Source organism: Pseudomonas sp. R19M (genome assembly GCF_050312585.1).
GTDB classification, from domain to species: domain Bacteria; phylum Pseudomonadota; class Gammaproteobacteria; order Pseudomonadales; family Pseudomonadaceae; genus Aquipseudomonas; species Aquipseudomonas palleroniana.
The window spans coordinates 107,883-122,332 of the sequence record NZ_JBNPJV010000089.1 but is presented as its reverse complement, the minus strand read 5'-3'; the positions used below and the strand labels follow the sequence as shown (position 1 = coordinate 122,332).

At 60.9% G+C, this 14,450-nt stretch carries 12 protein-coding genes; 6 read left to right on the top strand and 6 right to left on the bottom strand.

What is annotated here, in order from left to right; genetic code table 11:
* Positions 1–249: 249 nt before the first annotated feature.
* Entirely contained in the window at positions 250–1,119 is an 870-nt protein-coding gene (locus ACQRBT_RS20550) for an AraC family transcriptional regulator (RefSeq protein ID WP_412047321.1), read from the top strand.
* A 405-nt stretch (positions 1,120–1,524) separates the two neighbouring features.
* Here ACQRBT_RS20550 and ACQRBT_RS20545 read toward each other — a convergent pair whose 3' ends face one another.
* A complete protein-coding gene (locus ACQRBT_RS20545) occupies positions 1,525–2,451 on the bottom strand; it encodes a DHH family phosphoesterase (RefSeq protein ID WP_244383286.1) in 927 nt (308 codons plus the stop codon).
* Between the two features lie 383 nt (positions 2,452–2,834).
* Here ACQRBT_RS20545 and ACQRBT_RS20540 point away from each other — a divergent pair, with 383 nt between their 5' ends.
* A complete protein-coding gene (locus ACQRBT_RS20540) occupies positions 2,835–3,875 on the top strand; it encodes an alpha/beta hydrolase family protein (protein ID WP_412047320.1) in 1,041 nt (346 codons plus the stop codon).
* A 101-nt stretch (positions 3,876–3,976) separates the two neighbouring features.
* Positions 3,977–5,038, top strand: a complete 1,062-nt coding sequence (locus tag ACQRBT_RS20535) for an SDR family oxidoreductase (protein WP_412047319.1) — start codon at positions 3,977–3,979, stop codon at positions 5,036–5,038.
* A 112-nt stretch (positions 5,039–5,150) separates the two neighbouring features.
* On the opposite strand, the gene ACQRBT_RS20530 is transcribed toward ACQRBT_RS20535, so the two are convergent.
* The 4 genes from ACQRBT_RS20530 to ACQRBT_RS20515 form a co-directional block, all read right to left on the bottom strand.
* The gene (locus tag ACQRBT_RS20530) at positions 5,151–7,004 is read right to left on the bottom strand and encodes an ABC transporter ATP-binding protein (RefSeq protein ID WP_412047318.1); all 1,854 of its coding nucleotides are present in this window, start codon (positions 7,002–7,004) and stop codon (positions 5,151–5,153) included.
* Between the two features lie 155 nt (positions 7,005–7,159).
* Positions 7,160–7,828: a hypothetical protein gene (locus ACQRBT_RS20525; RefSeq protein WP_198761739.1), complete on the bottom strand. Its 669-nt coding sequence runs from the start codon at positions 7,826–7,828 to the stop codon at positions 7,160–7,162.
* A gap of 3 nt (positions 7,829–7,831) precedes the next feature.
* Positions 7,832–9,148 (bottom strand): M48 family metallopeptidase, encoded by a 1,317-nt coding sequence (locus ACQRBT_RS20520; RefSeq protein ID WP_412047317.1) that lies wholly within the window; start codon positions 9,146–9,148, stop codon positions 7,832–7,834.
* Between the two features lie 3 nt (positions 9,149–9,151).
* The gene (locus tag ACQRBT_RS20515) at positions 9,152–9,580 is read right to left on the bottom strand and encodes a hypothetical protein (protein WP_161550288.1); all 429 of its coding nucleotides are present in this window, start codon (positions 9,578–9,580) and stop codon (positions 9,152–9,154) included.
* Positions 9,581–9,751: 171 nt separating this feature from the next.
* Between ACQRBT_RS20515 and ACQRBT_RS20510 the strand changes: the two genes are divergently transcribed.
* Positions 9,752–10,699, top strand: a complete 948-nt coding sequence (locus ACQRBT_RS20510; RefSeq protein WP_090370447.1) for a helix-turn-helix transcriptional regulator — start codon at positions 9,752–9,754, stop codon at positions 10,697–10,699.
* A gap of 131 nt (positions 10,700–10,830) precedes the next feature.
* Complete coding sequence (locus ACQRBT_RS20505) at positions 10,831–11,124, top strand: superinfection immunity protein (protein WP_126851400.1); 294 nt, start codon at positions 10,831–10,833, stop codon at positions 11,122–11,124.
* Positions 11,125–11,815: 691 nt separating this feature from the next.
* Here ACQRBT_RS20505 and ACQRBT_RS20500 read toward each other — a convergent pair.
* Entirely contained in the window at positions 11,816–12,751 is a 936-nt protein-coding gene (locus tag ACQRBT_RS20500) for a helix-turn-helix domain-containing protein (RefSeq protein WP_090370440.1), read from the bottom strand.
* A 559-nt stretch (positions 12,752–13,310) separates the two neighbouring features.
* On the opposite strand from ACQRBT_RS20500, the gene oxdA reads away from it, so the two are divergent.
* Complete coding sequence (oxdA, locus tag ACQRBT_RS20495; RefSeq protein WP_090370438.1) at positions 13,311–14,369, top strand: aliphatic aldoxime dehydratase; 1,059 nt, start codon at positions 13,311–13,313, stop codon at positions 14,367–14,369.
* The last annotated feature ends 81 nt before the right edge of the window (positions 14,370–14,450 follow it).

Genomic DNA, 14,450 nt, shown 5'->3' with positions numbered 1-14,450 from the left:
ACAGGCCGCTTCTGGCCGATTTCTGCCGGTCAAAAAAGCCAAAATAAATTCGCCCCCTTTTCGATTAGAAGCGCAGGTTTGCTTCGCCCACTGTTGCCTGATGTGATTTAAGCTGTGAAAAAGCCCGCCTTGACGGGCTTTCTGGTTTTTGTTGAATGGCCCAACCGCACCTTGAGCAAACCCGGCTAGGCACGCGCCCCTCGCTGTAGGCGACTCTATCGCCGACCGCCCCTCCAGGAGTTTCTTCCAGTGTCCGAAACGCCTAGCCACCTCGCCTATACCAAACGTTTCAACGTCGTCCTCGCCTATATCGAAGCCAATCTCGAAGGTGACCTATCGGTGAATACGTTGAGCCAGGTGGCGAACTTTTCGGCGTTTCACTTCCATCGACAGTTCACTGCGTTTGTCGGCGTGCCGGTGTCACGGTATGTGCAGCTGATGCGTCTGCGTCGTGCGGCCCATAGCTTGGCGGGTCTTGCCGAGTATTCGGTGCTGGATGCCGCGCTCGGTGCCGGTTTTGAAAGCCCGGAGGCGTTCAGCCGGGCGTTTCGGCGGGCGTTCGGTATGGCGCCGAGTGCGTTCAGGAAGGCGCCGAACTGGCAGACCTGGAATGCGGTGTTCGCCATCCCTCACTTTTCCAGGACGATCATCATGCAACTACGCATCTTAGAATTCACTGAAACCCAGGTCGCCGCGCTTGAGCATCGCGGGCCCGCCGGGCTCGTCAATCACACGACCAGCCGATTTATCGAATGGCGCAAGCACAGCGGCCAGTCGCCGGTGGCGTCTAGCCGCACGTTTGGCATTCCCTATAACAACCCCGATACCACCCCGCCGGAGGAATTTCGTTTTGTCATCTGTGGCGAGATTGACGAGGCTGTGGCGCCGAATGCGTTTGGCGTGCATGAGCGCGTCATTCCGGGTGGGCGATGCGTGGTGGTGCGGCATGTGGGGTCGCCGGATCATATCGGCGAAACGATCTATCCGATTTATCGCGATTGGTTGCCTGCCAGTGGCGAGGAGCTTCGCGACCATCCGCTGTTCTTCCATTACCTGAGCGTTTACCCAGAGACGCCGCAGGATCAGTGGCAGACCGATGTGTATGTTCCACTGAAATAGTGTCCGGAAAGGGGACGGATTTACTTCTGAAGGCATCCCGCCCCCTTTTCGCTCAAGCCCTGCAAGAAGCCTCGGCGCCTTGCTCCATTGCCTACAGTTGCGTCAGAATCCGCCGGCTTGTGCGCTTGAGTGGGCGTCTCTAAGGTGGCCTGGTCACTGACAACTCAGTGATCGGGTTTAGTAGCCCGCGTGACAACATGAAGTGCATGAGCCTCATCGATCAGATGTTCTTGTCTGTACTTGATGGTGGCTGTGCGCAGGGCGCCCTCGGGCGCGCCGGCTTTGTGTGTTTCCCCGGTCTACTAACCTGCGTACAGCTGCCACCCTCTCGTTTAGTAGCGAAAAGGTGTTGGCCCTCTCCATTATGAGGCGGCCGGCTTTTGCATGATGCGGGCTTTGGCGACGCTACCCGTTTTTAATGCAGATGCGGGCCAACCCCAGCTTCAACAGTTCCTTACGTAGCAGCGCGTGTTCAAGCACAGCCATTCCGGCCTGCCATTCGATCGACAGCAAATCGCTCAACTTTTGTTGGCTGACCAAGGGCTCAGCCAGAAAGTAGCTTTTGCACTCGCGGATGCTGATGACGTTTAACAGCCAGTCTCCACCCTGCGCCGTCAGCCAGTGACCGATCGTTGAACGATGCGTTCGGATGAGCGCACTGGCATCCCACACCGCCATCTGCGCGAAAACCTGCGGCAGGTTGCTATCGGCTTTCAGCCGCTTCAAATCACCAGCCAACGCGCCAATCAGGTCTGACTCGATAGTGGCTTGACACTCGGAGAAATATCGCTCGGGCCAGTCGGCTTCCAGTTTCGCCCGGCATGCGAGGACTTCATGAGCCCGGATATCCGATGGGGTGGTCAACTGCCCTGTAAAATTCAGGGTATTGTCCAGAATTGCCGTGGCCAGCAACGCAGCACTTTTTTCGCTGATCAGCGGCAACAGCCCTGCCGCTTCCCAACGCTGAAAAATCAGAGTCGCCGCTGCACCGATCGGCAGGATGTCTGCCGCAGATCCGAGCTTCTGCGCCCAATGGTTTTCAAAGCCTGGGTGATGGTCAATGACTTCCACCACCTGTTCAAGAACCACCAACGGATCGAAATGGTGGTAGTCGGAGACATCCACCAACACGAACTCATCACCCGCTCCCGGCAGATAATCGTCCAGAGATGATTGCCATCCGAGCACGGTTCTGGAGATGCTGACATTGAGCGGGGCGCTACTGACGGCCCGAGCATCAACACCTTGGTGATTCAACAGCTCGGCGTACGCAATGCAACAGGCATACGCGTCGATGTCCAGGTACGCCGAACCCGAGGTCACCACTCTCATGACACGTGGGTCACAGCGTGAGCTGCCGAGACGTTCGAAGACAGCTTCAGCGCATGGGCGATACCCTCCGGAATCCGCGCTTGCAGCGTACGTTCAAATGCTTCCCGGCTTTTCTGACAACACACCGACATCGGCCTTCCTTAAAATCAATTTTACATAATTAAAACATGTACTTAGATTGGTTTAGCACACTGCTACGTCCTCTTTCCGCGGAAAAAATCGCATTTTTTCATTGCAAAAATATGACGAAATCTAGACCGCCAGCCCGAGCGCGCGCTCAGCCAGGGCTACTACGGGTATGGATGAAAAACGGCGCGCAGCTCATGGCACTGAACGGGGAATTCAGGTCATGATGCCCCCCCGAATCAAGGACGATAACCACAATGAAAACCGCCCTGCACGCCCTGCTCCTGCTGTGCCTGACCGCCCCCGCCTTCGCCGCCGAAAACCCCGTCGGTTTCAACACCGTCACCCTGCCCGACGCACAAAACAACCGGCCACTCGAACTGGCCGTCTGGTACCCCGCCACCACCACGGCCATCCCCACGCTGATCGCCGACAACGCGGTGTTCATCGGGGCCCTCGCCGTACCCGACGCCCCGCCGGCGGCCGGTGAACATCCGTTGGTGGTGCTCTCCCATGGTTATGGCGGTAACTGGGGCAATCAGGTGTGGCTGGCCAGTGCGCTGGCGCATCAGGGGTACATCGTCGCGGCGGTCAACCACCCGGGCACCACCTCCAAGGATCGCAACCCACACACCGCTGCGCAGTTGTGGTTACGCCCGACCGACCTGAGCCGCGCGATTGATGCGGTGCTGGCTCAGCCGAAGGCATTTGGCGCGGTCGCGGCTGGCCAGATTGCTGCCGTGGGCCATTCCCTTGGCGGCTGGACCGTGCTGGAAACCGCCGGAGCACGCTTCGACCCCGACCTGTTCAGCCGTGACTGCAGCGCCCACCCCAAGCTCGGCGGCTGCATCGGCTATCAGGCGATGAACCCCGCCGGCACGCCAGCCGGCAAGGCTCGGTTGGCCGCCGATTTGAGCGACAAACGCGTCAGCGCCATAGTGTCGCTGGACCTGGGCCTGTCACGCGGCTTCACCGACATGAGCCTGGCGACGCTGCCGGTACCGGCGCTGGTGATTGCAGGGGGCGTGCCTTCAGAGGATATGGACCCGCAGCTGGAGTCCGCCGCCCTGGTCAAGCGCCTGCCTGAAGCAACCACGAAATACGTGGAGATCGCCGATGCCACCCACTTCAGTTTTATGTCGATCTGCAAGCCGGGCGGCATGGCGTTGATTGAGGAGAGCTCACCGGGCGACGGCATGATTTGCCGCGATGGTGAAGGGGCTCGGCCGAGGGCGGTGATTCAGCGACAGGTGGTGGGGCTGATCAGCGAGTTTTTACGCCAATCGTTTCAACATTGAAGCCGGTGTCGACCTTAAAGCACCTAGGACGAGACTGGCGGATAAGGTTGAACCTCTCCCACACGTAGAGGCTCAGAACCCTACATCTTCGGGAGAATTTTATGACCAAGACTGCATTAGTCGTCGGGGCCAGCGGTATCGTTGGCAGCGCCATCACCCAGTTACTGCTCGACCAACAGTGGCAGGTCGCAGCGCTGTCCCGCCACCCCTCGCAAGTACCCGGCGTGATTCCGGTGGCCGCCGACCTGCAGGACCCTGCATCGCTGCAACAGGCCCTGGCCGATTTGAAACCCACCCATGTGTTCATCACCACCTGGTCACGCCAGGCCACCGAAGCCGAGAACATCCGTGTCAACGCGGCCATGGTGCGCAACGTGCTGGACGCCGTGCGCCCCGCCGCAAGCGTGCAGCATGTGGCGTTGGTCACCGGCTTGAAGCATTACCTCGGGCCGTTCGAAAACTACGGCAAGGGCAGCCTGCCGCAAACGCCGTTCCGCGAAGAACAAGGCCGCCTGGACGTAGAGAACTTCTACTACGCCCAGGAAGACGAAGTGTTCGCCGCCGCAAAAAAGGACGGTTTCACCTGGAGCGTGCATCGCCCCCATACCGTCACCGGCGTGGCGGTGGGCAACGCCATGAACATGGCAACCACCCTCGCCGTCTATGCCAGTGTCTGCAAGCACACCGCACGCCCGTTCGTATTCCCCGGTTCCCGCGTGCAATGGGACAGCCTCACCGACATGACCGATGCGCGCCAGTTGGCCCAGCAGCAGCTATGGGCGGCCACCACGCCGGCGGCGGCCAACCAGGCGTTCAACATCACTAATGGCGATGTGTTCCGCTGGAAATGGATGTGGGCGCAGATCGCCGATTATTTTGGCCTTGTGCCCGCAGCGTTCCCGGCCAAACCCTCGCCGCTTGAAAGCCAGATGGCCGATGATCAGGCGGCCTGGAGCGAGATCGCAGCCAAACACGGGTTGAAGGAAACCGACATCAGCCGCCTGGTCTCGCCCTGGCATACCGATGCCGACCTGGGGCGCCCGATCGAGGTGGTCACCGATATGTCCAAGAGCCGGAAGATGGGCTTTACCGCCTACCAGGCCAGCGACCAGGCGTTTTTTGAGGTATTCGATCAGTTGCGTGAAGCGCGGTTGATCCCTTGAAGAAACCGGCCGTCATTCACGGGCGGCCGCTTTTCTCTGAATGGCTGGCCACACCCGGTTTACCTGCGCTGCACGCCCCCGGTGGTTTATTTGTGAAATAGCAGACCGCTGCTCATTCCATACCCTCGACCACGCCTTGATCCTCCCCCAAAAAGCCCCCGCTCTGGTGATGCCAGAGCCGCGCATAGGTGCCATTTTTTTCCAGCAATTGGGTATGCGTGCCCTGCTCGATGATGCGTCCGTTGTCCATGACGATAAGCCTGTCCATGGCCGCAATCGTCGACAACCGATGGGCAATGGCAATCACCGTCTTGCCTTGCATCATTTCATCGAGGCTTTCCTGGATGGCGACTTCGACTTCCGAGTCCAGTGCGCTGGTGGCTTCGTCCAGCAGCAGGATCGGCGCGTTTTTGAGCATGACCCGGGCAATGGCGATGCGTTGACGCTGACCGCCGGAGAGTTTGATGCCCCGCTCGCCCACCAGCGTGTCGTAGCCGGAGTGGCCCTGTTTGTCGCTGAGCTGGCTGATGAACTCATCGGCCTGGGCACTGGCCGCGGCACTGCGAATCTGCGCGTCGGTCGCGTCGGGGCGGCCATAGGCGATGTTGTCGCGGATCGAGCGGTGCAACAGGGAGGTGTCCTGAGTGACCATGCCGATCACGCTGCGCAGGCTCTCCTGTGTGACATGAGCAATGTTTTGTCCATCGATGCGAATTGTGCCCTTGTCCACGTCGTAGAAGCGCAACAGCAGGTTGATGAGCGTCGATTTTCCGGCGCCGGAGCGCCCCACCAGCCCGATTTTTTCGCCGGGGCGGATGGTCAGGTTCAAGCCGTCGAGCACCTGGCGTTCGCCGTTGTAATTGAAGCTCACATTGTCGAAGGTCACCTCACCGGCTGTGCTGATGAGCGCGGGAGCGTCGGGCAGATCCTGCACCTTGGGGCCGCGCGTCAGGGTTTGCATGCCGTCCTGCACGGTGCCGATGTTCTCGAACAGCGCGGTCATCTGCCACATGATCCAGTGAGACATGCCGTTGATGCGCAATGCCATGGCGGTAATGGCCGCCACGGCGCCGGTGCCGACTTCGCCCTGGTGCCACAACCACAGCGCATACCCGCCGGCCCCCATGATCAACCCGACCACCAGGGCCTGGTTGACGATCTCGAACTGGCTGACCAGGCGCATCTGGCGAAAACCGGTCTGCTTGAAATCCTCCATCGCCGCGCGCGCAAAATGCGCTTCGCGCTTGGAGTGAGAGAACAGCTTCACGGTGGTGATGTTGGTGTAGGCGTCCGAAATCCGTCCGGTCATGGATGAGCGCGCATCAGCCTGTTCCTGCCCGACTTTGCCAAGGCGCGGCACGAAGTACGCCATGGCCAGGCCGAACAACGCCAGCCAGGCAATGAAAGGCAGCATCAACTTGGGGTCGAAGCCGGCGGCCAGCGCAATGATCGCGATGAAGTACACGCCGATACCGGGTGCGATTTCGATCAGGGTGAACAGCACCTCGCGCACCGATAGCGCGGTTTGCATCACCTTGGTGGTGACGCGGCCGGAGAACTCATCGGAGAAGAAAGACAGGCTCTGGCGCAGCATCAACCGGTGAAAATCCCAGCGTAGCCGCAGTGGCAGATTAATCGCCAAGACTTGGTGCTGCACCATCGTGCGCAAGGCCACCAAGCCGATGCTGGTCACCAATACGATAGCGATACCCCACACCACGCGGCTCTCCTGCCCTGCCGCCTCGCCGCCGGCCTGCCAGGTCGAGAGCAGGTCCACCACCTGGCCGAGAAACGAAAACAGCCAGGCCTCGTAAATCGACACACCGGCACTGAGCAGCGCAAGCGCGAGGATGTAACCGCGTGCACCTCGCGTGCAGGCCCACAGGAACCGTGCAAGGCCTTCCGGCGGCGGCGGTACCTCGTCAGGCGGGAAAGGGTCGAGACGTTGTTCAAAGGTGCGCAGCATGAAACTCTCCAAAAACGTTCCAGCAGTGATTCTGGCATTTAAAGGAGACTTTGCGGGGTTTGCATCTGTTCCGCAGAAATAGCGCAATGGCAGGTTTGAGCCCCGAGCGGATGCGCATGCGCTCAGGGCAACCCTTCCCCAGCTGCTTCAACCACTCAGGAATCGTGCCGGGTGCCCTGTTGCAAGGCATCCAGCTGTTGTTGGGCGTGGGCAGCCTGGCAATACGCGTTGAGGATCTCGGCGATCTGGTCGCACTCCAGCGTACGGCCGTCATGCATCAGGCCAGCGGATTGAATGAGGACGTGCGGCTGGGGCTTCTTAAGGGCCAGCGCCTGGTTGCCGAACAGCTGGCGCGCGGAACGGTGCACAGGCAGGGGCGCATCCGCGCGCAACAGCAGTTTCTGCACGGTCAGCCAGCCTGGCTCACTGACCTCGAGATCGACGATGTCGGCCAGCTCGATCGGCGCGCTCAGGGTGTCGACAAACAGCTGGCGACGGGTCAGGCGCATAAAGACGTGTTGCCCGGCGTTGCGGTGCTGCCAGGTGAGTAGCCCGAACACCACCGCCATCACCGCAGCACACACGGCCAGGCCGGTGGAGCCCCGATGCAGGGCGAACCCCAGCAAGCCCAGCGCAATCAGCAAAAACAGCGGCCCGCACAGCTTGTAGCGGCGCGAGTTGGTGAATTCGGTCTGCTCGGGCACACGCTGGATGACCTGCTCCAGTTCGGCTATCGCACGCTCGCGCTGAGCCTCGCGGGAGTCGGCATAGTCCTGGCTAAGTGCGCTGGCAAGGTCCGACAGCGGGTCGCGGGGTTGGGTCATTGATCATTCTCCTTGAGGGTTTGTTATACGGGTGAGTTCACTGAACCAGTGTCGGTCGTGTTCGGTGGGCGCCCGGGTGGCCTGGGCCAGCAGTGCGTCATCCAGCACCACGCCCAGTTGCTGCAGGCGAAATACCGTTGGCGGGTGCGTATCAAAAGGGTGTGCGATGGCGTGGTCCAGCACCGCGTCGTTCAAGCGCAACGGGGTGTGCCGCAAGTGGTCGGCCAGGGCCTGGATCAGGTTGGGGTGGTGTTCGGCGAGCAGCCGGTTGATTTCAGCGTCCAGCGCAATCACGCGCAGCAGCGCCTGGCAGAACAACCGCGCACCGGCGATGTTGCCGCCCACCCGATCCGCGACCAGTTCCTGAGCGCGGCCCCAGTGATGCACCGCCAGGTGCCAGTGATGCAGGAAACGCTGCGTCATCCAGAGTGCCGGACGCTCGATCCACGCAGGCTCGGCCTCCTCAGCACTGAGAGAGGAAAAGTGCCGGCACATCAGGCTGAACTGCGCGCCGATTACGCTGCCGCGCTCGGTGTCGCGACTGCTGAAATGGCCCAGCTCATGGCCGATGATCGACGCCGTCTCGGCCTGGCTCAGGGTCGAAAGGTAGGTCAATGGCAGGTAAAGGGTGCGCCCGGTGAGCCGTTCGCCCGCCGGTTGCAGCGCCACATCGACGCTGGTCACGAAAAACGATTGGTCGATGCCCACCACGATATGGTCGGGCACCGGCGCGCCGGCGGCATGCGCCAGTTGCGCAATCCACGCCCATAAGGCCGGGGCCTTGTCGCGCCCCAGGGTTTGTCCCAGAAATGCCGAGGACGGGCGCTCCAGCACGTGCCATTGCTGGCGCAGCCGCTTGATCAGCAGGCACCCCGCCCACAGCACGCCAAGCACCGGCACCGCCACCAGCAGCATGAACCAGCCGCCAGCCTTGAAATGGCTCCAGCCCCAGCTCAGTTCATACGCCAGGCTCAGCGCCAGCGCGCCGACCAGCAGCGCAGTGTAGGCCACCAGCCAATGCCCCAGGGCACGCCAGCAGAGGAGCAGGCGGTCGTAGAGAAAGTCCCTGGATTGCCGCGCGCGCCAGGCGTCCAGCCGCAGCTTGAGCCACGTCGCGGGCCCCGCCACCAGCGCGGCGAGGGCCAGCCAGTACGCCAGCGCCGCCAGGGCCTGACGTACACGGATCCAGACGGGGTCGATGACCTGTGCCTCTCGCAGCACCTCATCGGCGCGCCAGCCCTGCACACTGGCCCAGCCCATCAGCGCCAGCGGTAACAACAGCAGCATCAGCGCCCATGACCCGCGTCCGAATCGGCCCATGGCTCAGTTGGCCTGCAGATAATCGGTCAGGAACGCCTGCGCATTGCCTTGGCTGGACAGCGACTCGTCATAGCCGACGCTCAGCGCTTGGGCTTCGCCGGGCAAGTACAGCTCGCCCCAGCTTTGTTGCAGCACCAGCACCACGAATTTCTGGCCGTCCACGCGGGTGGAGTAGCGGGTGTCCTTGGCGGTCTTTTCCACGGTCATTTTCTGGATCTTCAGGTTCCAGTCGTGATCCACGCCCTCCACCTGCACCAACGCCTGGTTGTCACTGCGCGCACCGATGCGCAGGGTCCAGACCTTCACACCGCCCGCGCCGGCATAGGCCAGCACTTTCTCCGCGACTTCCGGGCGATTGTCAGCGTGGGCAAGCCCCGCCATCACGGCCAGCACCAGGCCCAGCAGGGCCGCCCACTTGCGATAAATCAACATATCCGCTTCCTCAAAGTTTCAAAGCCGATCATTGAAATCAACACGCGGGGGTCTGCCAAGCGGTCCGGCCGCTGCGCACAACAATTAGGCCGTGGCTCACAACAACTGATCCGGTTGCCCGATGTCGGTATCATGCAACGCTGCCAACCAGCTCTGACGGACGCTTTTTCAATGGACCGCCGCAACCCGTATCTCGATACCCAATTCTGCTTTGATCATCCAGAAGCACTGGCCCAGGCCGGCGTATTCGATGACAGTGCGCGGCAGGTCATGGGCAGCGCAATCGGGCATTACCGTGCGCAGACGGTGCAGCCGTACTTGCAGTATTTCGACTGTGACTTGCTGTTCCCCGAGCCGTTGAGCATCCATAAAGTGCTGCCCGACAGCGTGTGCATCGTGCAAGTGCTGGGTGGGCAGTGGCAGCATCGGGTGGACGGCGTGCTGAACCACTACACGCCCGGCGCCCCCCATGTGCTGGGCTTGAGCGAAAGCATGGAAGCCATGGACCAGATGCCCGCAGGCAGCCGTGCACGCATGGCCGGGCTGCGCATCGGTGGCGACTACCTGCGCGAGATGGCCGAAGAAGACCCGGCACTGCAACCGTTGTCCACGCTGCTTGGTGATGGGATGCACTTTTCAGAGCTGAACGGCTGCCACGCCGTTGGGCGCTTGCTCGAGCGGCTTTATCACTCACCTTACGAGGGCACGCTGGAACGGCTGAACCAGGAAAGCCTGAGCCTGGCCGTGCTGGTCGAACTGGCCGCGCATCTGTCTGCGCCGCCGGTCGAGCCTGCGGCCACGCTGCGCAGCCATTCGGACCTGGCACACGAAGCACGCTTTCAGCTCGACGCCAACCTGATGAACCCGCCCGGCACCCAGGCGCTGGCACGGCAGTTGGGTGTGGGCGAAACCACCCTGAGACGGGCTTTCAACCGCGTGTATGGCCAGTCGATGCTCGATTACGTGCGCCACCAGCGCCTGGAACTGGCGCGCACCCTGCTGCGTCAGCGCAAATGGCACGTGGCGCAGATTGCCCACCGCGTGGGCTATGCCAACCCTGCCAACTTCAGCCATGCCTATAAAGCGTATTTCGGCCATCCGCCGGGGGCTGAATCCTGATGCCTGCTGCGCCTGAGCCCTTGAAAATCGTGGCCTGACCATTTTTTGCGCTTGCCTGTTCAAGGACAAGGCATTGTGATATCACTGCTCTCAAAGCCGCGATCCAAAGCGGCTGGCCTGGAGAGCTGGCGATGAGGGTATTTGGCCTGGCAGTACTTGTCCCAACCTGCGCCGTCAGCTCGCTGATCTGTACGGGTGACACGGCGATCGCCTTGGCAGCCAGTTTCCTGTTTTATCTCAGCGCCGTTTTGCTCTACATGTACCCATCGATCTGCGTCGCCCTCCTCCACCCGAACCCTCCGCGTGCCTTGCTCAAGATCAATCTCCTCGCGGGGTGGACCGTATTCGGTTGGGTCAAGGCCTATCGTTGGGCGCTTGCCGAACTGCATGAGCAGGAGGCCAATGTACTCAAGCGCAAAGATTGAAAGTGATGGCCTATTGGCACTTTTTGCACGCGCACGGGTCAATCGTGCATCACTACTTACGCTAGTACGTCATCATGCACAGCTGGAAGAAAATATCGTTGACTGAGGGTCTGGAGCGGAGTCTGCCGGGGCATACGGTGGATTGCGTTTTGATCAACGGCTGGACGGCCACCGTTTTTGTCAGGCAGCCAGAACATGAATCGATGTTTTGCACGACGGGTATCAACCTGGCCAAGCTGGCAGACAGCTCGAGCGTTCAGCAACTCGCTGACGAGATAACGTTTGAGGTTGATATGTCCAGGAACAGGAGCGCCGGCTAGCGCTCCCCTATCGACTTATTCTGCAGTGCTGGCGAGGTATTCGCCGGCTCGGCGAACAAGCTTCCTCCACTCTCTCCCATTGATGAGGCCGGTGCTCTCCATATCGTCGGCCCTGCTCAGCAACTTGAAATATTGATCCTCAATATCCTCGTGGTTTACGGCCTGGGCATACATTTCAGCCCAGCTTTGCACAGCGGAACGCCGCATTGGATGTTGCATGTGAGCACCTGATTATGTCCGCGCAGATAGAGCGGTGCCCTTCAAAAATCGTTCAGTAGTGCGAGGGGAGATCCGACCAACGGTGGCGCGAGGCCATTATCGATATCGATACCGCGCAGGTTGCGCTCGGTGTTTTCAAATGGCACACCCTCTCAATTTCGCTGCAAAAGCGTGTTGGGCGCGACGCCGAACTCCTTGCGAAACGCATGGCTGAAATGCGAGAAGTCAGAAAACCCGAAGTCCAGCGCGGCCTGCGAGACACTGCGCACCTGGCCACGCTCGATCGCTTCCCGGCTGGCATTCAGCCGTTCTCTCCAGATCTCCGCCGCAGGGGTCTTCTGGTAGCGCGCAAAGGCACGCGTAACGGTGCGGGTAGATACATTGTGGGCTTGGGCGATGGCCTCGATCGACAGATCCGGCTCGGCCAGATGGCGTTGGATGTACTGCATGATGCGGCCGTAGAGGTCCAGTTCCTGGTGAACGGCCTTCAGGTCCTGGAGTTCCAGGCTGATCACCAGCAGGTCGAGCAACGCCTCTGAATAACGACTGGAAATGCCTTCATCCTGGAATGCAGCAGGCGTATTAGCCGCGTGGCGCAGCATTTCACGCAAGGGGATCACGCCAGGCCGTCGATCATCGAGGACCATCGCGGTGTAATCCGCAATACGCGGCAGGCGTTCACTGAGCAGGGCTCGCGGGATGCGCACCAGGTGGTTTTCGGTACCACCGAGGCTGAATCGGAACGCTTGCGTTGCGTCATAAAGAAACAAATTACCGGTTGCCAGGCTGGCTTTCCTGCCGCCCTGTTCAATCTGGCCATGACCGTTTCTGGCAAACCCCAACCATAAATCGTCGGCCGGACCGCTGCGCAGATGCTGCTCGGAACGCTCCCAATAATGCAGTGGCGATGACAGCGAACAGATGTCCAGAGCGCCTAACGCATTGACCGCGAGCGCGCCATCGAAACTGCTCTGGGACAGGGGTTTGCTGTCGGCCGCCAGGCAATGGCGACAGACCACTTCTTTCCAGTATTCAAAGCGACGGGGTGCGGCGACAGCGAGGGTCGAATACTGAGTACTTGGATTCATGACACTGACCTCGGTACAGCAATGCAGTAAGAGCTGGAAAAGGTGTTACCGGCTTTTCAGCGCTAGCAATTAACAGGCCAGGCGCCTTCAGGGGCGCAGGTGAGTGATCGACACGCGTCTGTCACCGACATTGTCTCCCCTCGCCCGTATGCCGGGTGCCGACCTCGCCCTACCCATTAAGAGGCACGGCCCCGTGTGTTTACAGCGGTGGTGCACCAACCTCGATCATGCCCGCGCGCGCCTGCTTACGCTGTCTTTTCCAACCAAACGGTTGTCTCGACGAACCAAGCGGCTGCGCGTCGTCACGCCTAATTTCCACCTCACAGCAACTCAACCCCCGCTGATGAGGCTCGCCATGCATCGACCCTGTTCACCCCCCTTGGCTGACACCTCCTGGCTCCTGCAGAGGCGCGACCTCGTGCCTGAAGAGTCGGCGTATTGGTTGATCGAGTGGGGGGCGATGAAGCTGCTGCACCGACGACAGACCGCCAAGCGCGGCCAGCCGCCCAAGTACTGATGCCCAACCGTAGGCCTGAACCAAAATAACGAGGAGCCCAACATGGAATCTGCAATCGACACACATCTCAAATGCCCACGCACCCTGTCTCGCCGCGTCCCCGATGAGTACCAGCCGCCCTTTGCAATGTGGGTGGCACGCGCCGACGAGCATTTGGAACAGGTGGTGATGGCTTACTTCGGCGTGCAGTATCGCGGCGAAGCGCAGCGCGCAGCCGCGCTGCAGGCGATGCGTCATATCGTCGAAAGTTTCAGCCTGGCCGATGGCCCGCAGACCCATGACTTGACCCACCACACCGACAACAGCGGCTTCGATAATCTGATTGTGGTCGGCTACTGGAAGGACCCGGCGGCTCACTGCCGCTGGCTGCGCTCGGCACCGGTCAACGCCTGGTGGGCGTCAGAGGACAGGCTCAACGACGGCCTTGGCTATTTTCGCGAGATCAGCGCACCGCGCGCCGAGCAGTTCGAGACGCTGTACGCCTTCCAGGACAACCTGCCCGGTGTCGGCGCGGTCATGGATAACATCAGCGGCGAAATCGAAGAGCACGGTTACTGGGGCTCGATGCGCGACCGCTTCCCGATCTCGCAGACGGACTGGATGAAGCCGACGAGCGAGCTGCAAGTGATCGCCGGTGACCCGGCCCAAGGTGGGCGCGTGGTGGTTTTGGGGCATGACAACCTCACGCTGATCCGTTCCGGCCAGGACTGGGCGGATGCCGAGGCTGAAGAGCGCTCGCTGTACCTCGACGAAATCCTGCCGACCTTGCAGGACGGCATGGACTTCCTGCGAGACAACGGCCAACCGCTGGGCTGCTACAGCAACCGGTTCGTGCGCAATATCGACCTGGACGGCAACTTTCTCGACGTCAGCTACAACATCGGTCACTGGCGCTCGGTGGAGAAACTCGAACGCTGGGCCGAATCCCACCCGACCCACCTGCGCATTTTCGTGACCTTCTTTCGCGTGGCCGCGGGCTTGAAGAAGTTGCGGCTGTACCACGAAGTATCGGTATCGGACGCCAAGAGCCAGATCTTCGAGTACATCAACTGCCATCCGCAGACCGGCATGTTGCGCGACGCGCAAGTATCGCCCGCCTGACGCCAGCCCTGACTCCACTTTTAGCCCTGCGCTTTGCCTGACTGGCGATAGCGGGGCTCTTTTTGCCCGCAAAAAGGATCC